Raw genomic sequence first — 25201 nt, forward strand, 5'->3', positions numbered from 1 at the left:
AGTACCCCTGTCATATAAGTAGTCTAAACTCTGTTGAGTATTTTTATTTATGTGTGTATCCAAATCTTTAAAGGAAAAGTTCATGGCCAAACAAACCATAACAGTGATCAAAGGCGACGGCATCGGCCCAAGCATTATCGACTCAGCACTTGAAATACTAAAAGCCGCAGGATGCGATTTTGATTATGAATTTGTTGACGCTGGCCTAGCTGCGCTTGAGAAAACAGGCGAATTGCTTCCACAAGAAACAATTGACACAATTGCTAAGAATAAAATCACCTTAAAAGGCCCATTAACCACGCCTGTAGGCGAAGGTTTTACATCTATCAACGTAACACTTCGTAAGCAATTTGGTTTATACGCCAATGTACGTCCAGTTAAATCGTTTGCCGGTACTAAAGCCCGTTACGACGATATTGATATCATCACTATTCGTGAAAACACACAAGGTATGTATTCAGGTGCAGGCCAAGTTGTATCTGAAGATGGTACTGAAGCTGAAGCAAAATCAGTGATCACTCGCGAAGGCGCAGAAAAAATTGTAACGTTCGCATACGAACTTGCTGTGCGCGAAGGTCGTAAAAAAGTAACTGCTGTACATAAAGCAAATATTTTAAAATCAACGTCTGGTTTATTCTTAAAAGTGGCGCGTGAAGTAGCTGAGCGTTACCCAGAAATTGAATCAACTGAAATGATTGTTGATGCAACATGTATGAAGCTTGTAATGACCCCAGAAGAGTTTGACGTGATCGTTACAACGAACTTATTTGGCGATATTTTATCTGACTTATGTGCTGGCTTAGTAGGCGGTTTAGGCATGGCACCAGGTGCAAACATTGGTGAAGATGCTGCTATTTTTGAAGCTGTTCACGGTAGCGCACCTGATATTGCTGGTAAAAACCTTGCAAACCCTACGTCAGTGATTTTAGCCTCTATTCAAATGCTAGAGCATTTAAACATGGGCGATACAGCTGAGCGTATTCGTAGCGCTGTTGCTGATGTAATTAAATCTGGCGACCGTACTACCCGCGATTTAGGCGGCAGCCACGGCACTACTGATTTCACACAATCAGTAATTGACCGTCTGTAATTAGTACTGTTAAATTAAAAAGCCAGCTAATGCTGGCTTTTTTTATGCCAGAAACACAGCATTTAAATTTTCCCTCTGACCATCATCTAGCCTAAGCACACACGCCAACTTGCATAATTTCTGCTTATAAAGTGAAAATAACTCATATAAAATAGATTATTAGATTAAAAAACACTTTAAAATGAATTTTTAATTCAAAAATCAGTTTAATGGGTTGACATGTGAGCTCAAAAGCCTTAAAAATAACCACATACAAAAATTGTAATTTAAACAGCATTTTATTTTAAAGAGCAAAACATCATGAATACACAATTTCGCCTTTTAGTCTTACTCGTACTGGTCTTAGTGATAAGCCCAGCGGGGATGTATTAAAAGGTGAAAAATGCTTTTTAAAACCCTCGCACTACGCGGGGGTTTTTTTTTGCATGTAATCAACAGAGGAATGAGGATGAGTAAACAAGAATATAATGGCTCTGAATTAGTTGTTAAGTCATTAAAAGAGCTAAAGGTAAGGTATATATTTGGTTATCCCGGCGGCTCAGTATTAGATTTATACGACGCACTTTTTCAACAAGACGATATTGAGCACATTTTAGTACGCCATGAACAAGCGGCTACACACATGGCCGATGGCTACGCAAGAGCAACCGGTGAAGTAGGTGTTGTACTTGCTACATCAGGTCCCGGTGCAACAAACTGTGTAACAGGCATAGCAACTGCGTATATGGATTCAATTCCTATGGTGGTGTTATCAGGTCAAGTGCCCACAAGTCTTATTGGTGATGACGCGTTTCAAGAAACCGATATTGTTGGTTGCTCTCGCCCGATTGTAAAACATAGCTTTAATTGTAGAAGCGCGAGTGAAATTCCCAATATTCTTGCTAAAGCCTTTTATATTGCCAGCACTGGCCGCCCAGGGCCTGTGGTAGTAGAACTTCCTAAAGACATGCTTAACCCAGAGCTAACTTTTGCTTACAACTTTCCAGCGGCAACAGAACTCAGAACCTACAACCCTAATACCAAGGGTCACTCTAAACAAATTCGTAAGGCCGTTACTGCTATTTTAGAAGCAAAAAAACTGGTTATCTACTCTGGTGGCGGTATTGTGCTTTCAAACACCTCAGAGCAACTAACTCATTTAGTCGAGTCACTTAATGCCCCTATTACCAACACGTTAATGGGACTGGGCGGTATATCGGGCGTTCACCCTAACTTTATTGGTATGTTGGGTATGCACGGCACATTAGAAGCCAATAAAGCGATGGCCAATGCCGATGTTATTTTAGCACTTGGCGCACGATTCGATGATCGGGTTACTAATAATGTTCAAAAATTCTGTCCAAATGCCACTATTGTGCATGTAGATGTTGATCCAACCTCTATTTCTAAAACCATTAAATCACATATTCCTGTTGTTGGCTGTTTGGCAACGGTACTGGAGCAATTACAAACTGCCATAGATAACAGTTCAATTAAAATTGATCGCAGTGCACAAGAAGATTGGTGGCGACAAGTGATCAGCTGGCGTGAACAAAAATGCCTTAGTTACAACAGCGATGGTGACAAAATAAAGCCTCAGGCAGTTATCGAGGCAATATATGAAGCGACCAACGGAGATGCTTATGTCAGCTCTGATGTTGGCCAACACCAAATGTTTGCCGCGCAGTACTATCCATTTAAACACCCCCGTCAATGGATCAACTCAGGCGGCCTAGGCACTATGGGCTTTGGTTTACCTGCGGCTATGGGGGTCAAGCTGGCTTTTCCTGATAAAGAGTCTTTATGTGTGACTGGAGACGGCTCTATTCAAATGAACATTCAAGAGCTATCAACCTGTTTACAGTATAACTTAGCAGTAAAGGTGATCTCCTTAAATAACCGTTCATTAGGTATGGTAAGACAATGGCAAGACATGATTTATGGCGGTAGGCATTCTTCATCGTATATGGAATCTTTGCCTGATTTTGTAAAGCTTGTTGAAAGCTATGGCCATGTGGGGATCAGAGTAAACACCCTTGATGAGTTACAACCAGCGATAGACAAAGCCATGTCGATAACCGACAGATTGGTATTTTTAGATATTTTAGTAGACGAAAAAGAACATGTTTATCCAATGCAAATTAAGCACGGTGGTATAGACGAAATGTGGTTAAGAAAAGGAGTGAAGGCATAATGCGTCGTATATTATCTATATTATTAGAAAATGAACCCGGTGCGTTATCACGTATAGTGGGGCTTTTTTCTCAACGAGCATACAATATTGATAGCTTAACAGTGGGTACCACAGATGATGAATCACTTTCTCGCATTACGGTAACCACTAAGGGCGATGACAGAATTGTTGAACAAATAACAAAGCAAGTAAACAAACTGGTCGATGTGCTTAAAGTGATTGATTTAACTGACATGAGCCACATAGAGCGTGAACTACTATTAGTAAAAGTATTTGCCAAAGACGAAGCGACTCGTGCGGCAGTAACCCGTGTTGTTGATGTATTTCAAGGGGCTATTTTAGATATGGGTCGTCAAAGTTACAGCCTACAATTGGTAAGTAGCACCGATAAAATAGAGTCGTTCTTAGATACTTTATGCCACGAGACCGACATTATTGAAGTGGTACGCTCAGGCGCAGTCGGCATTGGCCGAGGGGATAAAGCGCTTAAAGCTAAATAACCAAAGCTAAGATTAAATAGCGTAAATTAAATAATCAAAAATTTACAACAAAAAAAAAGGGCTAAATAGCCCTTTTATTATATTTTATAAACCTAAAATTATAGGTTTACTTGGTCTTTAAGACCTTTACCTGGTTTAAAGCTTGGAATAGTCGCTGCTGAAATTTGGATTTCTGCACCCGTTTGTGGGTTACGACCCGTGCGTGCAGCACGTTCTTTAACTGAAAAAGTACCAAAACCAACTAATGCAACAGAGTTGCCTTCTTTTAATGAAGAAGTTACAGCGCCTGTGAATGCGTCAAGTGCACGTGTAGCGGCTGCTTTAGAGATTTCTGCGTCAGTAGAGATTTTTTCAACTAGTTGAGCTTTGTTCATTATTAGATTCCTATTCGTTATTATTTTGCCTTCGCAAATCCTATCTTTATGCATTTTCGAAGAGTTAGCAACAGCAAATTACGTTTTTTATCTAAAATACTAAAAAATTAGTAAAAATAGTAAAATTCACTGTAAAATACAGCGAGTTGAGTTAACAAAAGCTTAATTTAAGCACACTATTAGTGCAACTTTGCACCTTAATGACTCACTCTACCTTTTCTATTACTAAGGTTACTTCCCCAACCTCAACACCAAACTTAACAATAGACGTGCGGTTTATCAAGCGTGTATTTGTTACTAGGTACATCCAATCATCAAAATTAACTTCTAAAGTGCTGCCATCGTAAGGGATCTCTACATTATAATTCCAATGAAACACACTGCCATCACTTTCTCCTGTAGCTATCCCTAAAACATCAGAGGCTGTTCCCGTTAATGTGTTATCGTCGTTTAAGGTAATTTTCCAAATGCGTTTTTGTGTTTCTCCATCATCGTAAACAAAGTCTTCTTCAATAGTGCCCTTATTGCCATCCCATGTAGCGTTTAAGTCAACAACAAGCTTTCGGGTTAATTCACCTTTAAAGTCTTGTACAACGCCATAGGCTTTCAAATCACCACTAAAGAAAGTCTTAAAATCGAAGTTTGGTTCTGAACCCTTGTAATGTTCAACACTTGGAGCTGAACAACTGGCAATAAAAAAGCTTACGGCCAATACCATGGCAACTTTAACGCGTTTTAGATTAATCATATTAAATCCCTAATAGTTGATTTCTAATTGATGGTTCTGAGGTGTTTTCACTTAACCAAATAGCTAAAAAATCCTCAGCAAATGCGGCATCATCAATGCGACCTATTTGGTTATCGTTATGGAAAAAAGTACTGTGTCCTTGCTTATCAGTCAGCAAGGTTAATGATTCACCTTTTTTAATATTTGGCCATATCGAGAGTAATTTATCAGCATAGCGCTCTGAAAGTTGAGGTTTACCTAAGTGCTGCCACTGCTCATTAGTCGCTTTTACAATGTCTTTAGCGTCAAAATCGCGCAAATAAGTTAAGGTAAATTTAACAGGCTTTTGTTTTGCGGTGTAACTACCAGAAGGTGTATAAAGCGTTGCATCATAAACATCCCAAAACAGGTATTCCATGCGTGCTTCACCCACCTTGTTAAACTGAGTATCGGCATTAGCTACAGGGCTAAATAAAGCATAAACAATAAGTAAATTTAAAAGCGTTTTCATCGTTATCTCCAAACTGTATTGTGTTATTGCTTAACAAACTCGCCTATTTTACCGTTTAAAAATAAAATAAACGTAAATGTTGCAGCCCATAAAGCACCGTAAAGTGGCCAAAACTGCCACAGTGGCATCCCTAACTCTAATACCTCAAATCGTGAGCCGGCCCAATAACTGCCAGGGGCAAATAATAAACACACAGCAAATGCTTGCCATGGTTTAAGGTTTGTCAGAAACGACATAGAGGTATTGATACACAGCAACAATGCGACCCATAAAAACACCAACCAAAATGGCAGAGGATCGACTTTAAATTCGAATAACCCTAACTGAACCGCAATAAACTCACACAACAGTGCTAGTGGCAGGGCTTTTAAAACCAGTAAAGCATCTTGTTTTTTTTGTGCTGATAAGTAAAACATCAAAGCGATGACTACAGCAGAGTATACAATTGCAAGCTGTTCAAGTAGCAGGCACATAAACCACACTACTTGAAACAGCGCAAAATTAATAAGCGAGTGCAATCTCATCATTACTACTCGTAAAGCGGGGTTTGCGTGCCATTAAATGTACGGTACTGGTTGCTCGGGTTCTAAATGCGCCCTCGCAATAGGCAAGGTAAAAAAGCCATAAGCGATAGAAACGATCATCAAACTTATCGCTATCAAGCTTTGGCCAGCTGGCAATAAAACGCTCTCGCCAATCAGCAAGAGTGCGGGCATAGTGAGCACCAATGTCGTTTATGGTGTGAATATTCATGTCGGTGTTATTTTTAATTTGTTCACTCATTTCGTTAAGCGAAGGCAAACACCCACCGGGGAAAATATACTGTTGTATAAAGTCTGAATTTTTTAAATAGTGTTGATAACGCTGGTCACTAATCGTAATTGCTTGAATAAGCATAGCACCGTTGTCTTTCAATAACTCACCGCACTTAGTAAAAAAGCTGGGTAAGTATTCATGCCCAACGGCTTCGATCATCTCAATTGAGACTAACTTATCGTATTTGCCAGTCAATAAGCGATAATCTTGCTTGAGCAAGGTTATTTTACTTTCAAGTCCAAGCTGGTTAACTTTGTTAGCAACATAATCGTGCTGTTCGTCAGAGATGGTTGTAGTTGTGACATGGCAGTCATAATGAGTAGCGGCATAAATAGCAAACGCGCCCCACCCGGTACCAATTTCAATAACAGTGTCACCTTGTTGTAGCTCAACTTGTTCGCATATACGTTGTAGCTTGTACTGCTGTGCTTGTTCTAAGGTAGCATCTTTACTTGGGTATACTGCACTCGAATAAAGCATTTCTTTACTTAAAAAAGACTCGTATAAATCATTTCCTAAGTCATAGTGAGCGACGATATTCTTTTTTGAACCCGCATGTGAGTTCTTGTTTTTTATGTGGTTTATGCGGTGAGCGATGTTGCTAAAAAACGCGAACTTTTTTTCAAATGCATCTAGTTGATCTTGGTTAATCGCAAAAATTTCGATTAACCGAGTTAAATTATCACATTGCCATTGCCCTAAAATGTAAGACTCACCCGCACCCACGCTACCAGAAAGAGCGAACGCTTTATACATGGCATTGTCGTTAACGGTGACAGTAACTTTCAGCTCTGAAGACGCATCCCCAAATACAGACTGTTGGTTATTCTCAACCAACACTATCTGCCCCGTTTCAATTGACGAGAACGCTTTAAACACTAACTTTTTATATAAATTAGTAAACCAACTGGTGCGTTCCTGAACGCGTAAGCTCGATACCTTTTCCATATACTTACCTATATTATTGTTATTACTTATAAAACAACATAAATTAAATTTAAAGTTTGCCTGAATGACCTAAAAATGGGACTTTTTTAACAAACAATTTAAATGCCTGATAGTAAATACCTCTGAAAATAGACCATGTCATCGCAGGAAAACGCTTCAACAACTTGCTAATTTGTTTATTGCACAAGGGTTGACGCTGTAACCTTAACGATGCATCAAAAAGTAGTTCTTCATCGCGCTTATTTTCTATACGTATCAGTATATTGTCTTTCTTTTGACGAACAGTCCAATGATAGTTCATATCCAAATTCATAAAGGGTGATACGGAAAATACTTTCTTAAAGTTCACTTTTTTTTGTAGTGGAACCAAGTAGTAATGTCGCTCATTCCATGGGGTATTACTCACCTCGGCCACCATATAGCTAAACTCATTGTCTTGTTGGCCAAAAAAGTAAAAGTTAACTGGACTAAAATAAATCCCAAAACAGCGTAATTGCCCTAGCAGATATACATGACTAAATTTCTCATCTATCCCTAACTGGGCTAGCTGCGCATGAGCACGCTCTATGATGGGCTGATGATGACTATCGGGTAACCCTTTTAAATAATCAGATTGCTCAAACTTCAATGCTTTAAATCCTGAAGTTCCAAGCTGCTTATGGACGCCATTAAGTTCATGAGTATTATTTAAATCAACCCACATCATATAAAGTGGGTAATTAAACGCATGGTGTTTTACAGCAAAACGGCGATGCTTTACATCGCCAAAATACACTGCATTAGTCAAACTCTACTCCAAGTTGTTTTGCAACATCGACGGCACTGCGCACACCATCCTCATGAAAGCCGTTATACCAATAAGCCCCACAGAAATAAGTATTGTTTTGCCCGTCAACCGTATTTTTCAGCTGTTGAGCAGCAATAGATTGTTGATTAAACACAGGATGGTGATAAGTAAACTCACGTAAAATCTTACTTTGATTGATCCCTTCTAAGTGATTTAAAGTGACACAAAATTGGGTATCAGACTCTATTCCTTGAAGTATATTCATTTGATAAGTAACAACAGCGGCTTTGTCGGTATTATTATTTAGTAAGTAATTCCAGCTCGCCCACGCTGCTTTCCTATCTGGTAATAATGAAACATCGGTATGCAATACCACCGAGTTCTCAGTGTATGGAATAGCACCCAACACCTTATTTTCTTGCTCGCAGGCATCACCAAGTAACGCTAACGCTTGATCTGAATGACACGCAAAAATAACCTTATCAAACAGGGCTTGCTGGCCATCAGCAAATGTAATGGTGGCTCCCTGCTCGTCTCTGGTTACCGATTTAATGTCAGTGTTTAACTGTATTTTATCCGCAAAACCAGCTATCAACGGTTTAATGTATTCACGAGAGCCTCCCGGAATAACATACCATTGCGGCCTATTGGTAATGTCTAATAAACCATGGTTAAAAAAGAATTTTACAAAAAATTCTACGCCCACGTTTTCCATTTCTTTAATGCTTGTCGACCAAATAGCTGCACCCATTGGCAAAATATAGTGGTATTTAAAAAAGTCATTAAAGCGATGTTGTTGTAGCAACTCACCAAGTGATTGCTCAGTGTATTGGCCTTTTTCATATAAAGCCTTGCACAGTTTGTTAAAGCGCACAATATCGTACAAAAGACGCCAAAACTTAGGTCTCACTATGTTTCTGCGCTGAGCAAACAAACTAGTAAATGTATGCCCGTTATACTCAAAGCCAGTTGCTTCATTATGAACACTAAAGCTCATTTGGGTCGGTTTACGTTTTACACCAATACGTTCAAGCAGCTTTTCAAAGTAAGGGTATGTTCTATCGTTAAATACGATAAAACCGGTATCAACTGCGTAGTTAATACCGCTGTGATTTACATCAACCGTGGCAGTATGGCCACCAATATAATCATTCTTTTCAAATAGTGTGACATCATAATGCTTATGCAATAGGTGTCCGCAAGTTAAACCTGATACACCAGTCCCAATTATTGCTATTTTTTTCAACGGGTTAATCCTTTTGCAATTTTAAGCCAAAGCGAAAGTGGTAATATTCGCAGTGCTTTTAATATAAGTGTGAAACGATACGGAAAATGGACTTCTTTACGACGTTTTTTTACGCCTTTGATTATATAGTCAGCCGCTTTTTCAGCACTAACAGCCATAGGCATAGGAAAATCATTTTTGTCTGTAAGCGGTGTTTTTACAAAACCAGGATGGACTAGTGTTACATCAACGTCGTTTAAATCAACCGCAAGGGTTTTAGCTAAATAGCTTACGCCCGCCTTAGATGCACCATACGCTTCTGAACGCGGTAAAGGTAAATAAGTAACACTCGAACTGACCATCACTAATTGGCCGCCTGATGTTATTTTGGGTAAAAGAGCTTCTAAGCAATACCCCATAGAAAGTAAGTTAACATTAATAACACGCTCAAAGAGGGCGCTATCAAAATTGCGTGCATCATCAACATACTCGCAATTACCGGCGTTAAGAATAACGCGGTCAAATTGCGGATAGCCGAGAGTGGCAGCTTTAATATCTTGCAAGTTGGTAGCATCAAACTGGCAGGTTTCTATGTTGTTATGCTTGGCAAGTTCTGCGAGCTTTTGCGTATTTCGTCCACACGCAATGACTGTGTCACCTTGCTCTGCATACTTTATCGCGAGTTGTTCACCTATGCCTGATGTTGCACCTGTAATAAGCGTAATCATAATTAACCAGCCCTTTTATCAATAAAATTAATAATGTTGCCCAGTAATGGAATATGCTTATACAAAAGCTCTCCAGCATTAAAGTAATCGCGGTGTTTAATAATTTTCACACCTTCAAATACTAGTTTACTGTGCCCTTGCACTGAAATTGTATTGCCTGCATTAAGTTTTGGGTGAGAATAATGCATTGTCCAGTATACAAATGCATTATTATCACTGGTAAATGAATCAGTTATGTCAAATCGACAATACTTAACATTACTATATAAACCACGAAAATAACGTCTTAGATCTTCAAGACCATTAATTTCGTGCAGCGGATCTATAAAGTGAATGTTTTGAGCGTAAATTTCAGTTAATAACTCTAGGTTATCCTTATCAAGCTTTTGATATATTTCTACAAATTTATCGACTGGTAATTGGTTATCCATATCACACCTTAAATGCAGCTAAAGCCCTCGCTCGTGCCGCTTTATGATCAACTATTGCTGGCCAGTAACAGTGTTCACTTTGTCCCGTTGCTGCTAAGTAAGTATGTGGGAAATGAATGTGTTTATCTGGCACTTTTTGTAATTCAGGCAGATATTTACGAATAAAATCACCATTTGGATCAAAGCGTTCACTTTGGGTAATGGGGTTGAATACTCTAAAGTAAGGTTGTGCGTCACAGCCGGTACTTGCAGCCCATTGCCAACCACCATTGTTTGAGGCTAAATCGCCATCAATAAGATGCTGCATAAAAAACTGCTCGCCTTTACGCCAATCAATCAGTAGGTGCTTAGTTAAAAAACTCGCAACCACCATTCTTAAACGATTATGCATCCAGCCTGTTTGCAATAGCTGTTGCATGGCGGCATCAACAAGTGGATAGCCTGTACGGCCTTCGCACCATTGCTTAAACTCAGCGTCACTGTCACGCCAACTCACACTATCGTACTTTTCGTTAAAATTGGCACCGCGTGAAAGTTTTGGAAATTCAGCAATTAGGTGTTTGTAAAATTCACGCCAGATCAGTTCGTTAACCCAGGTAAACGTTTTACTTTTTGAGGTGGTCAGTATATCGGGGTAATGTTGTTGTATATTAACCATTAATTGTTTACTACTAACAACCCCTAGAGCTAAATAGGGGCTTAAGCCCGATGTTCCTTTTACACTGGGTATGTCTCGTACGTCATCATAGCTTGCTAATTTATCATGAATAAAGTTATCGACTACTGTTGATAGAGTATCATCATCAACGGGCCATTTTTTTGAACTTTCATCGCCACTGAGTAACTCACACGGTTCAATTTCTATCGGTTCTTCAGATAACGGCCACTGCACTAAACTAAAGAGTGTATCTTGATACTGCTTTAACCATGCGCGTTTAAACGGTGTAAATACTTTATACATTTCATTATTTTGAGTGCGTACACTACCTACGGGAGCAATGATATCACCCTCGTATAAAGTAAATGTTATTTGCTGTTGGTCGCACAGTGCCTGAACCGCTTTGTCCCTATTAAATTCATTTAGCTCATACTCAGTATTGGCTATTATGTGTTTAATATCGTGTTGCTGACAAAAATCGAGAAGTTTAGTTTGGCAATCGGCAAAAAAAGGGGCGTCTATTACATGCAAATTTACGCCATATTTGGCAAGTTCTTCGCGAATGTAACTCACTCTGCGTTTTAGTAAGTCAATTTGAATGGCAGCAGTATTATGCTGTGCCCATTGTTTTTCGCACACAAAAAAAATGGCGTGTTTAGCACCATTATTTAGCGCTTCGATCAGCGCCTCGTTAGAAAAAAGGCGCAAATCGCGCCTAAACCAAAATAGTGTATTCATTACAAACCGTAACGTAGCTTAAGTTCATTAGGATAAGGGTTAAAGTAAATTTGCTTACTTAAATACTCATTTGGATGAACCTTTAAATGGTGTTTAAGCAATGTTAGTGGTACATAAAGCGGCACCAACCCTTGGCGATACTCATCAATTGCATCTCGCATTTCTTCTTTTTCGATTTTTGATAAATCTTTTTTGAAGTAACCTTGCAAATGCATCAACGTGTTAGAATTATTTTTTCTTGAAGCAGGACGCTTAAGCGCATTCATTAAACCTAAAATGTACTCGTCGGCTAGAGCATTAACATCGTCACCTACAAACGTTCCAAGTAGATTGCCTAAATCACGATACGCTTCATAATTATGAGCCATTAACAAGTATTTGTATTGAGCATGGAACTGGGTCAAACGATGTACAGTAACCGGCTCTTTCACTAACTGTTGCCAGTTGTGTAATGTATAAACACGCATTACAAAGTTCTCGCGCAAATGAACGTCATTTAAACGTCCATTTTCTTCGCAAGGTAGTAAGGGATTATGTTTCATAATTTGTTCAGCAAAGAAACCAACGCCTTCAGAGGTGTTACCGGTTCCTGCTTCATTGTATATTTTTACCCGCTCCATGCCACAGCTTGGGCTCTTAGCACAAAAAACGAATCCGCTTAGATGCCCTGCTTGTTCTGTAGCTATTTTTTTACCGTATTCTGTGAGCTGTGGGCCAACATCTCCCGTGCCATCCGGACGACACACTTTGATAGTATCGCCTGTTTTTACTTGACGAATGGTTGGACGAGGTATTGGTAATCCTACCGCAACCTCTGGGCAATACATTTTATATTCAACATGCTTGGCCAGCTCTTCCATACAAAAATTTGATTTTTTATGGCCACTGTCAAATCTTACCTTTTCGCCTGCCAAGCAGGCGCTAATACCTATTTTTATTGTATCTGTTTGCATAGATTCTCTTAATAAATCAAGCCACCAATTGGGTTAAGTAACTTGCTAAGTCCTTTATTGAAATGTAGAGCACTACTAACAACAGTAAAGCACAAACATCCCTCTTTTGTTAGTGGGGTGTGTTGATGACGGCCATCTTGCCAAATAAAGTCACCAGGAACATAACTGCCCTCTTCGTCTGTAAATTCACCATCAAGCAGTAAAGTAACCTCAAAACCGGTATGTGTGTGCTCCGGAATTTCTCCACCAGCATCTATGTGTAACAAGCTTGAACGTAAATGGCCATCATCAAGGGCTATTCGAGAACGCGCAAGCTTACCTACTTGGGTAAATTTACCATGCGAGATCCGTGTTAAAGCTCTTGGCAAGCTGTAATTATGCTCATTAACATTAATACTAACTGGTTCAACAGAATATACTTCATCAATCGAGTCATCGGCCGTGATCATATCAAGTAAACTTGATTCAATTACATCATCGGCTTGATCGGCTTGCTCATCAGTTGTCACATCCATATTGTCACTAAAAACTGCTCGCGCATTAGCCGCTTCAAGTTTTTCAACTTTAGCTTGGCACACTGGGCACATATCAACATGTATTGATACGGCAAGGCTAAGCGATGCTGGAAGTGTTGCTGCACAGTATTGTGTCAGTAGTGTTTCACTCGGGTGATGTTTAATCATGCTGATCTCCCATTTCATTACGTAATTTCTGCAAGGCTAAACGTAATCGTGATTTTACCGTGCCTACTGGAATATTTAATTGTTGAGCTAACTGCTCTTGCGACATATCTTGAAAATAAACGCCGCGCACAACTTCTCTTTGCGCTTGAGGCAATTTATCTAAATAACGTTTAATTTGTTGGTCTTCAAGGTGGTCGCTGTATTCGTGATGTGTATCTTCAGATTCGTTCAATAACGGCCAAATGTCTTCGCTAATATTTTCTTCTTTGTTACTTTTCATTTTACGAAGCATGTCAAAAGAGGCGTTACGCATTACGGTATAGACCCAAGTAGTAGCTGCACCCTTTTCACTATTGTATAAGTGAGCTTTACGCCATACGGAAGTGAGGGTTTCTTGAACTAATTCCATTGCTTGGGCTTCTACACCAAACTGCTTTATGCCGAAGCGCTTAATCTTAGGTGCAAAATATTCAAACAAGTACGCGAAAGATTTTTTATCGCGAGATTGAGCAACATTAACTAATGCTTCCCTGAGTTCCGTACTTGGTGTTTCTGGCATGGCAGTGTACTTACCTGTGTTAGGTTCACAACTTAGTGATTGTTGTTGACTTACCATAGTAAAATGTCCCGTTATTGCTTTAGTGAATACCATTACGAGCAATGGTTACAAGCGGATCATAATTATTTTAGGCAAATTCGTTATTAATCACAGTATGGAGGAAACTAAGCAAGTTATCAAAGTTAGTCTCAAATGCAAGTTGTTGTTTTTTCTCAATAGAAATGGGAAGTAATTCAAGCCAACGCGCCACAATCCACGCCAGCTGATTAAATTTGGTGGTTTTATAAAGCGATTGCAAATCAGGGTTATTCGCAAAAACGTCTTCTAGTGCTACTTGTAAAAGTTGGTGTTGACCAATTTCGTGGTTATCTTTGTTGTACCAATAAGGTGTGTTGCAAGCGGACACATCACCATGGCGAAGTTCCTGCTCATCTTGATACACGTTATCTATTTGCACACTCTTAGATGCAAATACATCAATTAATAGCATACCGCTTTCGTCTTGATCAAAGTCAATAACATCCATTAAACAGCCTTGGGCGCTTATGTTTAACGGGGTGTCATGCTCAAAGGTACATAAAACAAAACCGCTATTGGTTTTTAATGCGTTTTTTACCATCGTTAAATAACGAGGCTCAAATATACGTAATCGCGTATAGCCTTCAGGTAATATAAATATAGGTAATGGGAAAATCGCACGTTTCATAAAGTCTACTTCTTTCAAACACTCTGCCTTTATTTACGTGCGCTTTATTCAAGTCGATCAGCTTTAGTTACATCAATTGCTTTACAGTGCAAATGCATCCGCTAATTAAACCTCGTTCCCACATTTTTTATCATGTAAACCAAGTAATAAACACTCAGTATACTTGCCACAGGTGCCAACATTAAGGCTAATAATTCGAACTCACTGTTCATTACTTTTATTCCCTTTTTATTGCTTTGGTTGTGCTTTTACTACACGTTGTTTTTCGTCCATGTTGCTATTATCAACCACAGGATTACTTTCAAGTAAGCTGTCAAGAATAACCTGTGCATCAAAAGAAACGGCTTCTTTTACAGACTTTTCAAGTTCGTTGCTTGCCTGTGACACATAAGTAGACACTGTTTTAGTAAGCATATCTGTAATATTTAAATCGACTTCTGTAGCGTTAACGTTAGTTGAACCTAATACAAGTAAGCTTGCGATTGTGATGTTGATTGAAGTATTCATAATAGTATTCCTTGTTTGTTTATTGGTTAGTACGCTTAGTTACTATCAAGGGCTATGCCACAATAGAAAAACTTTATAAACCATTGTTTTAAAATGAAATAAATAAATTCAAAAGAAATCCACAAAATCTAGATTAGTAATTTTGACCAATGAATTTAAAAATAAAACCAAATAATAGTGTGTTTGTTAATGTTCAGTAAATTAATGACTTTATTTCGTATTTGAAAATTTCAGCGTACACATGTACACTAAAATTTATTCGCAAAGTGGTAGGATCTGTTATGTCTTTTGAAGCTCCCTATTCTAAAAAAGAAGAGCTGTTAAATGTTATTAGTCATGCCTTAGGCATTGTATTTGCTGCTTTTGTTTTTTGGGATTTAGTTAAACAAACTAATAGTGTGAAAAGCTATGCCAGTACTCTGGTATACGGCAGCAGCTTGTTTATTTTATTTTTATCTTCAACGCTTTATCACGCCAGTGTGCGCCCAAGATTGAGAGCGTTTTACAAAAAATGTGATCATTGCGCCATCTATTTACTGATTGCAGGCACCTACACGCCCTTTTTGTTGCTGTCGTTATCTGGGCTCTGGTCTTGGGCTACCTTAGCCTTTATTTGGACAGTAGCGTTTGCAGGCATCGCTTATAAGCTATTGGTTAAAAATGGCAATAAAAAAGTTTCACTGGCTACTTATTTATTAATGGGATGGTTTGCATTAGCCATTGTGTATCCGCTTTATTTAAACGTGCCTATCAATGCACTTTATTGGCTATTAGCTGGCGGCTTATTTTATAGTGTAGGTACTATTTTTTACAGTGCAAAAAGCACTCAATATAGCCATGCTATTTGGCACCTCTTTGTTATTGGTGGATGTGTTAGCCATTATATTTCGATCAGTAATTATGTTTATTAGGCTGGTTAAGCCATTTAGATTAGTCTGGTTTGAGCGAGGAACTGCCATTGAGATTGACTAAATATTGTCGTTAATAGATTAGTTAAACTGTTCTTGCGAATATATTCATGAAAATGAGCGCTGTGCGCATATTGATGCATTTAACTTTACCTAAATCATTTAGAAAACTTAGTGATAGTAATGCCTTAGATAATTTGTTAAAACTATATAAAGTAAATAAATGAGCGTTAAGTCGGCAGAAATATGCGCGATGAGCGCACTATAAAATTGTTATGCATTTCCGTAAGCTGGAGAAATCAGTGAACCCAATCTACGACACGAGTAATACTTTCGCGAAGATTATTGCTGGAGAGGCCCCCTGTGTAAAGGTCTATGAGGATGATTTAACGCTCGCATTCATGGATATAATGCCGCAGAAGGATGGTCACGTATTAGTAGTACCCAAGGAACAAGCGGTCACAATTTACGATCTGTCTGCAAAAGCTGCTCAAGCATGCATGCTAACCGTTCAGAAAATAGGTAAAGCTCTCGAGCGCGCTATGGGGGTGACTGGGTCAACCATATTCCAGCACAATGGCTCTTCTGCCGGTCAAACTGTGGGGCATTTTCATTTTCATGTTTTTCCAGGACCTTTGTTGGTGATAAAAGACCATGGCGTGCAGTTTGAAGAGGTTGGGAAGCTTAAAGAGATAGCTGCGTTAATCATTGCACAATTAGAAAGTCCACATGCATAACAAGTGCAGGCACGGCGACGCCCACTACATTGCGCCTCCGGCTCCATTTCGTGGGCGCGCGTGCTGCAAGCGTTATGCTACTAAAGGAGTATCTAGCATTGGGTGATCTAATAACAAAAATCAAAAGTGTCCCTAACGAAATTTGGTGGAGAACTCTTTCATATATTCTTTCCGCTTTTTTTCTTGTGCCAAATATTACGATGATCATGTTTCTAATTTACATGGGGGAATATGACTTTTTCTCTTACGACTTCTTTACGGAAGGTGTATTTGGGATGAAATTGTTTTTCGTAACAACTGCTTTTTTCTTATTTATTAGCTCTTTAGCAATATTTAGCCCTGTGTTATTGATTGTTGGAAAAATCAAGAAAAAGCAAATTGATAAACAACTAATTGCCCTAAGTATTTTATTTACTTTAATAACTTGGTCTCTCCTTATTTTGGAGCTCATTTCTGGTGCTGATACTGCTCGGATTTTGTTTGTATTAGGGATGTGTACGGTTATTATTGCTCATATTTCAGTGCTAATTTACTTTAAGGCTAAAGCACAATTTATTAGTTTAGGGGCTATTACTTTTTGTATAGTTTTTATGTCTTTTAATTGGCCTGCTCAATCCTCTAAAGTAATTTCAATTGGCTTACAGGCGTTTGGTGTTGGTGGTGATTTACCAATAACAATAACTAATGCTCAATCTGGGGTTATAACTAAAGGAAAGCTAAAATTAATATCCCCTAAATTTATATACTTTACCCCTTCAACTGAAAAAGGCGTTGCTACTTATTCTTTATCAAATGTAGGTTATTATGTTGTGGATAAAAAGTAGCATAACAAGTTACTCAAACGGACGCTGCTTAGTAAGGCGTTATATTTTTTTGAGGTCAGTATGTCTAAAATTTCTTTAGTCGTTGGTAATGGATTTTCTATTAGCTTTGGCTATTTTTCTGGATTAGTTGACGAGCTTAATTCTCAGGAGCCGATTACGTGGGATGTTACTTGCCCTTCAACAGGTGAAGCGTTCTTAACTAGTCTGCATAGATTAGAAACTCTGTATAAATTAAATTCAGAGAAACCCCACTTTGATGTATTTAAATTAGCCTTAGACGAGAGCTACTGCAACAGCATTGGTTTGGACAGCTTCAAAACAGCCCTTGAATCGAGGCATTTTTTAACAATAGCTTTTTCAATGTATAGCCAACGACAGCGCGAGTTATTTTCAACTGATTGGGCTTGGTTTAGATGGTTGAAATTACACCGAGATGAAATTACAGCGGCATTCTCGTTGAATTATGATTTATTGCTTGAAACAGCTTTAGACCGCTTAAATCGAGAGTACTACTCTCTTCAAGTTAACCATCATGGTTATGGTATTCCGTTGGTTAAACCACACGGGTCTGTGGATTTTGAAATTACGCCTAATAGCATTTGTTATACTCCTAACTATCCTTTGAACAACTTTGTTGATCTGAACGATACTGGAATCATCAAACTGGAGGAGCATGAGCTTATGTCTCCTAGGAGGCAAGCTCTATGTATCGTGCCAAATGAAGCTAATAAATATGCTTCATATCAATGGGTCGCCCCTGCTAACCAGTTGTTTGAAGGCAAGCTAAAAGACAGTGAGTATTGTTTATTCATTGGTATATCTTACTTCGAATGCGATAGAGCTGAGTTAGATAAAATAATCGATTCTCTTCCAAAAGATTGCGTTATTATTGTTGCGAATCCATTTCCGCCTAAAGCATTTATCGACAAAATTAGTGATAGGCCATATATCGTTTGGGATAACCCAGAGGGACCAGTGGATGAGAATGGTGCAATATTAAGTTTAAAATGCTTGGCTACAGGGAAAGCATTGAGAAAGTGTTTTTGTCGAAGTGGCGTTCCTTATCAGTACTGTGGTTGCCATTAAAAATATAACAAAGCGTTTAAGCCAGATTCCCCAACGCATGGCATTTTTTATTCCATCGTTGGGTTTTGTGTTTACGATGGTATGGCTCGGTTTCGTGGTGGCGTTGCTCACTACCTAACGCGGCGTTAGCTACCTAAAGGAGTATTGTTTTGAATTTAAGAATTGCATTAGCAATCTCGGTATTATTTTTAATTGGCTGTACATCTACTGTAAAAAAAGATGTCAGTAAACTTAATGAAACTAACGTCTGCTGCACTAGCGCTAGTGACTTTAAATACACTTCATTAAGTCCAAATAAAGAAACCACTATTAAACTAACATCCAAGTCACTTTCGTTTAACTTTGATAGTGGGAAAAGCTACTTTAAGCCTTTTGTTCTTAAAAACACTCAGTCAAAATTTACTCTTATAATCAAAAGCTATTTTAACAATACTTTCTCAATAGTTGGCGGAGATCACACAAACAGCTTTTTAAAACCACAAGTTCTGGTTTACGACAGTCAGTTTAAGTTGCTCTGTAATTTGAATAGTGCGGCTAAATATATCGAGCCAACATGGACTACTGATGGACACTTTCTTTTTAATTACTCGTATTCCAATGAGCGAGCAAAATATTTGGTAATTACTGCAAATACAGAAAACCTGACCTATTCAAATGCGCGGTTAAAAGAGTCAGGCAATTACGGTATAAGCTATCACACAACAAAAATTGATCATTCTCCAAAGGGAAAGCTTAAAGTAATACTATCAAACGGTAGCTAGCAAACACTTCAACCAAGGGACGAAAAACAGCAAGCTTGCGCTCCTTCGTCGCTAATTTTAGCCTGCTACTTTGCGCCGGTTAAGCGAGGCGTTAACGTCCGCAATTGGCACTCAGTCAATATAGGTGGTTTAACTTACAGTATAAATCAGTTATTTATATCGCTAACGTGTAAATTGGGTTGTTTCTGGTAAATTCATTATTTTTGTCGGGTGGCGTGTCTCCGCCACTTGTCCAACCTACACGGGCACTTATCTGACGAGAGTGGTGATATCACTCCCATCTACACTCGCGCATATTCACTTTATTATTCTTAAAATTAACACCTTCTAATAACAGTTTTTGTCGTTGTTCTTGGTATTTATCACTTCCTTCGGGAAACGATATTTTACCTTGGCTATTAACCACTCGATGCCAAGGGATCGCCGAATCTTTTGGCATCTCTTTTAATAAACGACCTACCAACCTAGCATTATTAGGATAACCCGCAAGTGCTGCTACTTGGCCATAACTGGCAACACTGCCTTTGGGTATATTGGCTATGATAGTGTAAATAACCGTTTCTTTATTAACGTCCATTCTTGCTTAAATACTCCTGACTGAGTAATTTAAATTGCTGCCAGATTTTACGCGCTACAGGCCCATGATGCATAGCATGCTGACGAAAGGCTCTAATTTGCGCACTGAACTGGTGCTCTCTGTCGGTTACAATGATTTGCTGTAATGAGCCAGCGGCTATTTCTTTTTTACAATGCCCTAAACTCATCATTGCCCAACCAGCCCCTGAAAGTAGAAAAGACTTCAAGGTAGATATATCATCAATTTTCATCACCGCAGCCCCTTTTGAATAGGAAAGTCTATCGCTGTCTATGCTCAAGCCACTTTCAAACATAGCCAAACACGGGTAAAGCTGTAATTCATCATAGCTAAGCTGCTTAGGTAAAACCCCTTTAGCTCCTACAATGCCAATATCTAGTTTACCAATGGGTAAGCTTTCTAAATCGCCAGTTGCATGAAATAAATCAAACCACGGGCCTATTCCAAGCTCGACTTGACCGGTATTAACTTGTTCTAAAGAGACAAACCGCTTACCACTGGTTAAACGAAATTCGGTACTCGAAAAATGCTTAAAAGTATTACTTATGATCTCGTTATAACTTTGCATATGGCAAATCTGCTCGTAGCAGACTCTATATTGCGCTTCATTGCCTAATGCCAGCTCTGTTGCGAGCTGAGTAAGTTGCTCATTAGCGGCTAATAGCTGTTTAGCCTCGCGATGAAAAATACGTCCCTTTTCGGTAAGTTGTAAGCGATAATGAGAACGGTCCAGTAGGTCAAAGCCTAACTTAGCTTCTAAGTTTTTAATCGCCAATGTGAGCGCTGGTTGCGTTTTATGTAGCTTTAATGCCGCTCCACTTAAACTCGCGCTTTGCACAATAGCATCTAATATTTGTAATTGGTTAAGTTTCATCGGCCACTCAGCACATCATAAGTAAAACTTATTGAGTTTCTAAAATTTAATGAATTTTATTTTATATGTTTGCAGCGTATGCTGCACACACTTATTTAGCCTTTTTTTATCATGGAGATATCATGCCACTGTTTCGCTTATGTTTACTATCTGCGACTTTACTAAGTTTAATAGGCTGCTCAGAGCCCGAGAATATAGCTAAAGAAGAGCCTATTCGTCCGGTTAAATTATTTAGCATTGGTCATGATTCACAAACTAACATTCGCAGTTTCCCCGCTGAAGTGGTTGCAAACCAAGGCTCATATCTTGCTTTTAGGGTCAACGGTGAGTTGGTTGAATTTCCTGTATTAGCTGGTGAACAAGTTGAAAAAGGACAACTATTGGCTAAGTTAGATCCTGAGGATTTTCAATTACAATATAACGAACGTAAAGCACGATACGAACTGGCAAAATCACAGCTAAAACGCATTAAACAATTATTCGACAAAAACATCACGAGTCAATCAGAGCTTGATCAAGCGGTTGCTAATGAGCAAGTTGCCGAGTCAGCCTTTAAAATTGCAGAAACCAATTTAGAATACAGTGAGCTTCGTGCTCCTTTTGCTGGCATAGTAGCTAAAGTGTTTGTAAAAAACTTTGAGAGTATTCAAGCAAAACAAAATGTTCTGCGCCTAGAAACTCGCGATTTTATGGATGTAGAAATACAGGTTCCTGAAAAAATCGTGGCGCGCATTCAAAAAGATACCCAATACCAACCTATGGTTGAATTTGATGGCTATCACGACAAGCAATACAAACTCACACTAAAAGAATGGGATACTCAAGCCGATCCGGCAACGCTTACCTATAAAGTGGTGTTTTCATTACCGGTGCCAAAAGATTTTAATTTGCTTGCGGGTATGTCTGGGCAAGTGATGATAGATTTAAGTAAAGTAACTCGCTCACAAACTCCCTACACTATTTTACCGATTGAGTCGGTATTTTCAGATCCGAATAAAAGCCTAAGCGATAATGCTTATGTGTGGGTTTTTAATCAGCAAACTGGCACTGTACATAAGCAAGCAGTGCAAGTAGGTCAATTACATCACGACACTATTGAAGTACTTAGCGGCGTAAAAGAAGGCCAACAAATTGTGTCTGCCGGTGTTCACTCTTTACAAGAAGGCATGTCTGTTCGCCCTTGGAATAAAGAGCGAGGCTTATAATTATGGGCTTTGCGCAACTATCTATTGAAAAGAAAGTCATTAGCTGGATGTTTACGTTGTTGCTATTAATAGGCGGCAGCGTGTCTTACTTTGATTTAGGCCAGCTAGAAGACCCTGAGTTTACTTTGAAAAAAGCCATGGTAATCACTTTGTATCCGGGCGCATCTCCACAGCAGGTAGAAGAAGAAGTAACATTTCCAATTGAAAACGCCATCCAACAGCTCCCCTATGTTGATTATGTCACCTCTATTTCATCTAATGGTAAATCACAAATTACCGTAGAAATGAAAAGTAACTATCGTAAACAAGAGCTAAGGCAAATATGGGATGAAATGCGTCGAAAAATTAACGACCTAAGTCCGTCGCTGCCAAGTGGTGTTTACCCGAGTAATGTAATTGATGATTTTGCCGATGTTTACGGCGTTATGTTTGCCGTTACTGGCGATGGCTACTCTTATGATGAATTAAAAGACTATGTTGACTATTTAAAGCGTGAACTTGTTTTAGTCAAAGGTGTGAGCAAAGTCACAATTGCTGGGCAACAACAACCACAAGTAATGGTTGAGGTATCGACCCGCAAGCTTGCACAGCTAGGTATTGCACCTAGTCATATTTATGACTTGCTGCAATCACAAAACACGGTGTCTAACGCTGGACGTATTCGTGTCGGTGATGAGTCTATTCGCTTACATCCAACCGGTGAATTTAAAGATGTAACGGAGCTGGAAACCTTATTAATCTCAAAGCCTGGTGCGAGTGAACTAATTTATTTGGGCGATGTTGCACAAGTGTACCGTGAATATGCTGAAGTACCGACCAATGTCATTCATTACAATCAACAACAGGCGCTGCTTATTGGTGTTTCGTTTATGTCTGGGGTTAATGTTGTTGATGTAGGTAAGCACATAGATGAACATTTAGCATCTCTTGAATATCAACGCCCACATGGTATTGATATTAGCTCGGTGTATAACCAACCAAAAGAAGTAGAGCAGTCTGTAGATGGTTTTATTGTTAGCCTAATAGAAGCCATTGCAATAGTTATTGTTGTGCTACTTATTTTTATGGGCTTGAAAAGCGGTGTTCTTATTGGCGGTATTTTATTACTGACGGTATTAGGCACCTTTATATTTATGAAGCTGTTTGCAATTGATCTACAGCGTATATCATTAGGCGCGCTAATTATTGCGCTAGGTATGCTGGTTGATAATGCCATTGTTGTTACCGAAGGGATTCTCATCAACCTTAAGCGCGGTCAAACAAAGCTTAAAGCCGCAGTTAATATTGTAGATCAAACGAAATGGCCACTACTTGGCGCAACGGTCATTGCTATAACTGCTTTTGCGCCTATTGGTTTAAGCTCAGATGCCAGTGGTGAATTTGCTGGCAGCTTATTTTGGGTGCTGTTTATTTCATTGCTATTAAGCTGGATCACCGCAATTACCCTCACCCCGTTTTTTGCCCATTTAATGTTTAAAGAAACCGAATTTAAACACGAACATAATCAAGAACATGAAGACCCTTATCAAGGCATCATATTCAATGGTTATAAAGCGATATTAAATTTAGCTATGCGCTTTAGAAAAACAACCTTAGTCCTTATGGTTGCCCTTTTATGCAGCGCTGTAGTGGGATTTGGCTCGGTAAAACAATCGTTTTTTCCAGCCTCAAATACACCGATGTTTTATGTGGATTACTGGCAAGATCAAGGTGCTGATATTCGTGCCACCCTTGAGGGCATAAAACAGCTCGAAGCTTATTTACAAAAGGATGAACTGGTCACAGAAATCACCAGTACGGTTGGCCAAGGTGCGCCGCGTTTTATGCTAACTTACGCGCCAGAAAAATCATACCCTGCTTATGGGCAGTTAATTATTCGTGTCACCAACCGTGATGCGGTCGCTAAAGTAATGCAAAAGGTGCGTGATTACGCACAGCAACATCCGCTGTCAGCAAAGCTAAAAGTAAAACCAATGGAAATTGGCCCGTCAACCGATGCTAAAATAGAGGCGCGGTTTTCAGGCCCCGATCCGGTGATATTAAGACAGCTATCATCTCAAGCAAAAGAAATTATCGCCAAAGACGACGGTGCTTTTAACATTCGCGATGATTGGCGTGCACGCACTAAAATGATTCGCCCCCAATTTAACGAACAAAAAGCACGCCGCTTGGGGATCACTAAGTTTGATCTCGACCAAGTTCTGTTAACGAGCCTATCGGGTAAGCAAGTGGGTGTTTATCGTGATGGTACGCAATTGTTGCCTATTATTGCCCGCTCACCAGCTAGCGAGCGCCTAAATGTAGACAGTGTTCACGATTTACAAATTTATAGCCCGGTATTACGCGTGTTTGTGCCTGTAACTCAAGTAGTTGATGAATTTATTGTTGAGTGGGAAGACAGCTTAATTATGCGTCGCGATCGTAAACGTACCATAACGGTAATGGCAGATCATGATGTATTGGGTGATGAAACACCTGCAAAACTATTTGCCCGGGTTCGCGCTGAAGTTGAAGCAATTGATTTACCGCGAGGCTATGAAATGCAATGGGGCGGTGAGTTCGAATCATCAAGCAAAGCGAAAAAGGCTATTTTTGGTTCGTTACCGCTGGGTTATTTAGCCATGTTTGCGGTAACAGTTTTACTGTTTAACTCAGTGAAAAAGCCCTTAGTTATATGGGCAACCGTGCCATTGGCTATTATTGGTGTAAGCGCAGGCTTGTTAGTAATGAACGCCCCCTTTAGCTTTATGGCGCTACTGGGTTTATTAAGCTTAAGCGGCATGCTGATTAAAAACGGTATTGTATTGGTCGATCAAATAAACTTAGAACTTAGTGAAGGAAAATCACCCTATCAAGCTGTGTTTGACTCAGGCGTAAGCCGTGTGCGTCCTGTAGCCATGGCCGCTATCACTACAATACTTGGCATGATCCCACTATTATTTGACGTATTCTTTCAATCAATGGCGGTCACCATTATGTTTGGCTTAGGTTTTGCCACCATACTAACCCTGATTGTGGTGCCGGTTTTATACACAGTGGTGTTTAGAATTGACTACCCTAAATAGTCTTAATCATTAATAAAAAACGCAGCCTAGGC

At 39.2% G+C, this 25201-nt stretch carries 27 protein-coding genes; 10 read left to right on the forward strand and 17 right to left on the reverse strand.

What is annotated here, in order from left to right; all coding sequences use genetic code 11:
• Positions 1–82: 82 nt before the first annotated feature.
• From CWB78_RS05675 to ilvN, 3 genes are all read left to right on the forward strand, one after another.
• The gene (locus tag CWB78_RS05675; protein WP_008112567.1) at positions 83–1090 is read left to right on the forward strand and encodes an isocitrate dehydrogenase; all 1008 of its coding nucleotides are present in this window, start codon (positions 83–85) and stop codon (positions 1088–1090) included.
• Positions 1091–1538: 448 nt separating this feature from the next.
• Complete coding sequence (locus CWB78_RS05680; RefSeq protein WP_138594586.1) at positions 1539–3263, forward strand: acetolactate synthase 3 large subunit; 1725 nt, start codon at positions 1539–1541, stop codon at positions 3261–3263.
• Positions 3263–3763: an acetolactate synthase small subunit gene (ilvN, locus tag CWB78_RS05685; protein ID WP_138594588.1), complete on the forward strand. Its 501-nt coding sequence runs from the start codon at positions 3263–3265 to the stop codon at positions 3761–3763. Before CWB78_RS05680 ends, ilvN begins: the two co-directional genes overlap by 1 nt.
• 98 nt (positions 3764–3861) lie before the next feature.
• Here the strand turns inward: ilvN and CWB78_RS05690 are convergent, their stop codons facing one another.
• From CWB78_RS05690 to CWB78_RS05760, 15 genes are all read right to left on the reverse strand, one after another.
• Complete coding sequence (locus CWB78_RS05690; protein ID WP_008112559.1) at positions 3862–4137, reverse strand: HU family DNA-binding protein; 276 nt, start codon at positions 4135–4137, stop codon at positions 3862–3864.
• 205 nt (positions 4138–4342) lie between these two features.
• Positions 4343–4885, reverse strand: a complete 543-nt coding sequence (locus CWB78_RS05695; RefSeq protein ID WP_010388902.1) for a DUF3833 domain-containing protein — start codon at positions 4883–4885, stop codon at positions 4343–4345.
• A 1-nt stretch (position 4886) separates the two neighbouring features.
• Positions 4887–5375 (reverse strand): chalcone isomerase family protein, encoded by a 489-nt coding sequence (locus CWB78_RS05700; RefSeq protein ID WP_138594590.1) that lies wholly within the window; start codon positions 5373–5375, stop codon positions 4887–4889.
• A gap of 23 nt (positions 5376–5398) precedes the next feature.
• A complete protein-coding gene (locus CWB78_RS05705; RefSeq protein ID WP_138594614.1) occupies positions 5399–5899 on the reverse strand; it encodes a DUF2878 domain-containing protein in 501 nt (166 codons plus the stop codon).
• On the reverse strand, positions 5877–7139 hold the full coding sequence (locus CWB78_RS05710) for an SAM-dependent methyltransferase (protein WP_055012023.1): 1263 nt from the start codon (positions 7137–7139) through the stop codon (positions 5877–5879). Before CWB78_RS05710 ends, CWB78_RS05705 begins: the two co-directional genes overlap by 23 nt.
• Positions 7140–7188: 49 nt before the next feature.
• Positions 7189–7926: a DUF1365 domain-containing protein gene (locus CWB78_RS05715; protein ID WP_138594592.1), complete on the reverse strand. Its 738-nt coding sequence runs from the start codon at positions 7924–7926 to the stop codon at positions 7189–7191.
• Complete coding sequence (locus CWB78_RS05720; RefSeq protein WP_010388907.1) at positions 7919–9172, reverse strand: NAD(P)/FAD-dependent oxidoreductase; 1254 nt, start codon at positions 9170–9172, stop codon at positions 7919–7921. Before CWB78_RS05720 ends, CWB78_RS05715 begins: the two co-directional genes overlap by 8 nt.
• A complete protein-coding gene (locus CWB78_RS05725) occupies positions 9169–9879 on the reverse strand; it encodes an SDR family NAD(P)-dependent oxidoreductase (RefSeq protein WP_075170210.1) in 711 nt (236 codons plus the stop codon). The genes CWB78_RS05720 and CWB78_RS05725 overlap by 4 nt, the downstream gene beginning before the upstream one ends.
• Positions 9880–9881: 2 nt before the next feature.
• Positions 9882–10310: a nuclear transport factor 2 family protein gene (locus CWB78_RS05730; RefSeq protein WP_138594594.1), complete on the reverse strand. Its 429-nt coding sequence runs from the start codon at positions 10308–10310 to the stop codon at positions 9882–9884.
• Position 10311: 1 nt separating this feature from the next.
• Positions 10312–11706: a deoxyribodipyrimidine photo-lyase gene (gene phrB, locus CWB78_RS05735; protein WP_138594596.1), complete on the reverse strand. Its 1395-nt coding sequence runs from the start codon at positions 11704–11706 to the stop codon at positions 10312–10314.
• The gene (locus tag CWB78_RS05740; protein WP_138594598.1) at positions 11706–12659 is read right to left on the reverse strand and encodes a YbgA family protein; all 954 of its coding nucleotides are present in this window, start codon (positions 12657–12659) and stop codon (positions 11706–11708) included. Before CWB78_RS05740 ends, phrB begins: the two co-directional genes overlap by 1 nt.
• Positions 12660–12667: 8 nt before the next feature.
• Positions 12668–13342 (reverse strand): ChrR family anti-sigma-E factor, encoded by a 675-nt coding sequence (locus CWB78_RS05745; protein ID WP_138594600.1) that lies wholly within the window; start codon positions 13340–13342, stop codon positions 12668–12670.
• The gene (locus tag CWB78_RS05750) at positions 13335–13958 is read right to left on the reverse strand and encodes a sigma-70 family RNA polymerase sigma factor (RefSeq protein WP_010388914.1); all 624 of its coding nucleotides are present in this window, start codon (positions 13956–13958) and stop codon (positions 13335–13337) included. The genes CWB78_RS05745 and CWB78_RS05750 overlap by 8 nt, the downstream gene beginning before the upstream one ends.
• A gap of 70 nt (positions 13959–14028) precedes the next feature.
• Positions 14029–14607, reverse strand: coding sequence for an LON peptidase substrate-binding domain-containing protein (locus CWB78_RS05755; protein WP_171040308.1), 579 nt, complete (start codon positions 14605–14607; stop codon positions 14029–14031).
• 228 nt (positions 14608–14835) lie between these two features.
• A complete protein-coding gene (locus tag CWB78_RS05760) occupies positions 14836–15114 on the reverse strand; it encodes a hypothetical protein (RefSeq protein ID WP_138594602.1) in 279 nt (92 codons plus the stop codon).
• 281 nt (positions 15115–15395) lie between these two features.
• Here CWB78_RS05760 and trhA point away from each other — a divergent pair, with 281 nt between their 5' ends.
• The 5 genes from trhA to CWB78_RS05790 all read left to right on the forward strand — a co-directional run bounded on the left by trhA (position 15396) and on the right by CWB78_RS05790 (position 19430).
• Positions 15396–16025: a PAQR family membrane homeostasis protein TrhA gene (trhA, locus tag CWB78_RS05765; protein ID WP_138594604.1), complete on the forward strand. Its 630-nt coding sequence runs from the start codon at positions 15396–15398 to the stop codon at positions 16023–16025.
• Between the two features lie 299 nt (positions 16026–16324).
• Positions 16325–16759 (forward strand): HIT family protein, encoded by a 435-nt coding sequence (locus CWB78_RS05770; protein WP_198527814.1) that lies wholly within the window; start codon positions 16325–16327, stop codon positions 16757–16759.
• Positions 16760–16857: 98 nt separating this feature from the next.
• Entirely contained in the window at positions 16858–17583 is a 726-nt protein-coding gene (locus CWB78_RS05775; RefSeq protein ID WP_138594606.1) for a hypothetical protein, read from the forward strand.
• A gap of 60 nt (positions 17584–17643) precedes the next feature.
• A complete protein-coding gene (locus CWB78_RS05780; RefSeq protein ID WP_138594608.1) occupies positions 17644–18669 on the forward strand; it encodes an SIR2 family protein in 1026 nt (341 codons plus the stop codon).
• A gap of 149 nt (positions 18670–18818) precedes the next feature.
• Positions 18819–19430, forward strand: a complete 612-nt coding sequence (locus CWB78_RS05790; RefSeq protein ID WP_171040310.1) for a MalM family protein — start codon at positions 18819–18821, stop codon at positions 19428–19430.
• Between the two features lie 271 nt (positions 19431–19701).
• Here the strand turns inward: CWB78_RS05790 and CWB78_RS05795 are convergent, their stop codons facing one another.
• Positions 19702–20007 (reverse strand): MGMT family protein, encoded by a 306-nt coding sequence (locus tag CWB78_RS05795; protein WP_054201638.1) that lies wholly within the window; start codon positions 20005–20007, stop codon positions 19702–19704.
• Positions 19997–20899, reverse strand: coding sequence for a LysR family transcriptional regulator (locus CWB78_RS05800; RefSeq protein ID WP_138594612.1), 903 nt, complete (start codon positions 20897–20899; stop codon positions 19997–19999). The genes CWB78_RS05795 and CWB78_RS05800 overlap by 11 nt, the downstream gene beginning before the upstream one ends.
• Before the next feature lie 122 nt (positions 20900–21021).
• Here CWB78_RS05800 and CWB78_RS05805 point away from each other — a divergent pair, with 122 nt between their 5' ends.
• Positions 21022–22104: an efflux RND transporter periplasmic adaptor subunit gene (locus CWB78_RS05805; protein ID WP_041709337.1), complete on the forward strand. Its 1083-nt coding sequence runs from the start codon at positions 21022–21024 to the stop codon at positions 22102–22104.
• A gap of 2 nt (positions 22105–22106) precedes the next feature.
• Entirely contained in the window at positions 22107–25169 is a 3063-nt protein-coding gene (locus tag CWB78_RS05810; RefSeq protein WP_075170219.1) for an efflux RND transporter permease subunit, read from the forward strand.
• Positions 25170–25201: the final 32 nt, after the last annotated feature.

It is taken from the genome of Pseudoalteromonas sp. S1612 (genome assembly GCF_005887175.1).
GTDB lineage: Bacteria > Pseudomonadota > Gammaproteobacteria > Enterobacterales > Alteromonadaceae > Pseudoalteromonas > Pseudoalteromonas undina.

Excerpts from the sequence above, each read along its gene's own strand:
- CWB78_RS05675 (WP_008112567.1), top strand. The coding sequence starts at position 83 with ATGGCCAAACAAACCATAACAGTGATCAAAGGCGACGGCATCGGCCCA.
- CWB78_RS05680 (WP_138594586.1), top strand. The coding sequence starts at position 1,539 with ATGAGTAAACAAGAATATAATGGCTCTGAATTAGTTGTTAAGTCATTA.
- ilvN (WP_138594588.1), top strand. The coding sequence starts at position 3,263 with ATGCGTCGTATATTATCTATATTATTAGAAAATGAACCCGGTGCGTTA.
- CWB78_RS05690 (WP_008112559.1), bottom strand. The coding sequence starts at position 4,137 with ATGAACAAAGCTCAACTAGTTGAAAAAATCTCTACTGACGCAGAAATC.
- CWB78_RS05695 (WP_010388902.1), bottom strand. The coding sequence starts at position 4,885 with ATGATTAATCTAAAACGCGTTAAAGTTGCCATGGTATTGGCCGTAAGC.
- CWB78_RS05700 (WP_138594590.1), bottom strand. The coding sequence starts at position 5,375 with ATGAAAACGCTTTTAAATTTACTTATTGTTTATGCTTTATTTAGCCCT.
- CWB78_RS05705 (WP_138594614.1), bottom strand. The coding sequence starts at position 5,899 with ATGAGATTGCACTCGCTTATTAATTTTGCGCTGTTTCAAGTAGTGTGG.
- CWB78_RS05710 (WP_055012023.1), bottom strand. The coding sequence starts at position 7,139 with ATGGAAAAGGTATCGAGCTTACGCGTTCAGGAACGCACCAGTTGGTTT.
- CWB78_RS05725 (WP_075170210.1), bottom strand. The coding sequence starts at position 9,879 with ATGATTACGCTTATTACAGGTGCAACATCAGGCATAGGTGAACAACTC.
- CWB78_RS05730 (WP_138594594.1), bottom strand. The coding sequence starts at position 10,310 with ATGGATAACCAATTACCAGTCGATAAATTTGTAGAAATATATCAAAAG.
- phrB (WP_138594596.1), bottom strand. The coding sequence starts at position 11,706 with ATGAATACACTATTTTGGTTTAGGCGCGATTTGCGCCTTTTTTCTAAC.
- CWB78_RS05740 (WP_138594598.1), bottom strand. The coding sequence starts at position 12,659 with ATGCAAACAGATACAATAAAAATAGGTATTAGCGCCTGCTTGGCAGGC.
- CWB78_RS05745 (WP_138594600.1), bottom strand. The coding sequence starts at position 13,342 with ATGATTAAACATCACCCGAGTGAAACACTACTGACACAATACTGTGCA.
- CWB78_RS05750 (WP_010388914.1), bottom strand. The coding sequence starts at position 13,958 with ATGGTAAGTCAACAACAATCACTAAGTTGTGAACCTAACACAGGTAAG.
- CWB78_RS05755 (WP_171040308.1), bottom strand. The coding sequence starts at position 14,607 with ATGAAACGTGCGATTTTCCCATTACCTATATTTATATTACCTGAAGGC.
- CWB78_RS05760 (WP_138594602.1), bottom strand. The coding sequence starts at position 15,114 with ATGAATACTTCAATCAACATCACAATCGCAAGCTTACTTGTATTAGGT.
- trhA (WP_138594604.1), top strand. The coding sequence starts at position 15,396 with ATGTCTTTTGAAGCTCCCTATTCTAAAAAAGAAGAGCTGTTAAATGTT.
- CWB78_RS05780 (WP_138594608.1), top strand. The coding sequence starts at position 17,644 with ATGTCTAAAATTTCTTTAGTCGTTGGTAATGGATTTTCTATTAGCTTT.
- CWB78_RS05795 (WP_054201638.1), bottom strand. The coding sequence starts at position 20,007 with ATGGACGTTAATAAAGAAACGGTTATTTACACTATCATAGCCAATATA.
- CWB78_RS05800 (WP_138594612.1), bottom strand. The coding sequence starts at position 20,899 with ATGAAACTTAACCAATTACAAATATTAGATGCTATTGTGCAAAGCGCG.
- CWB78_RS05805 (WP_041709337.1), top strand. The coding sequence starts at position 21,022 with ATGCCACTGTTTCGCTTATGTTTACTATCTGCGACTTTACTAAGTTTA.
- CWB78_RS05810 (WP_075170219.1), top strand. The coding sequence starts at position 22,107 with ATGGGCTTTGCGCAACTATCTATTGAAAAGAAAGTCATTAGCTGGATG.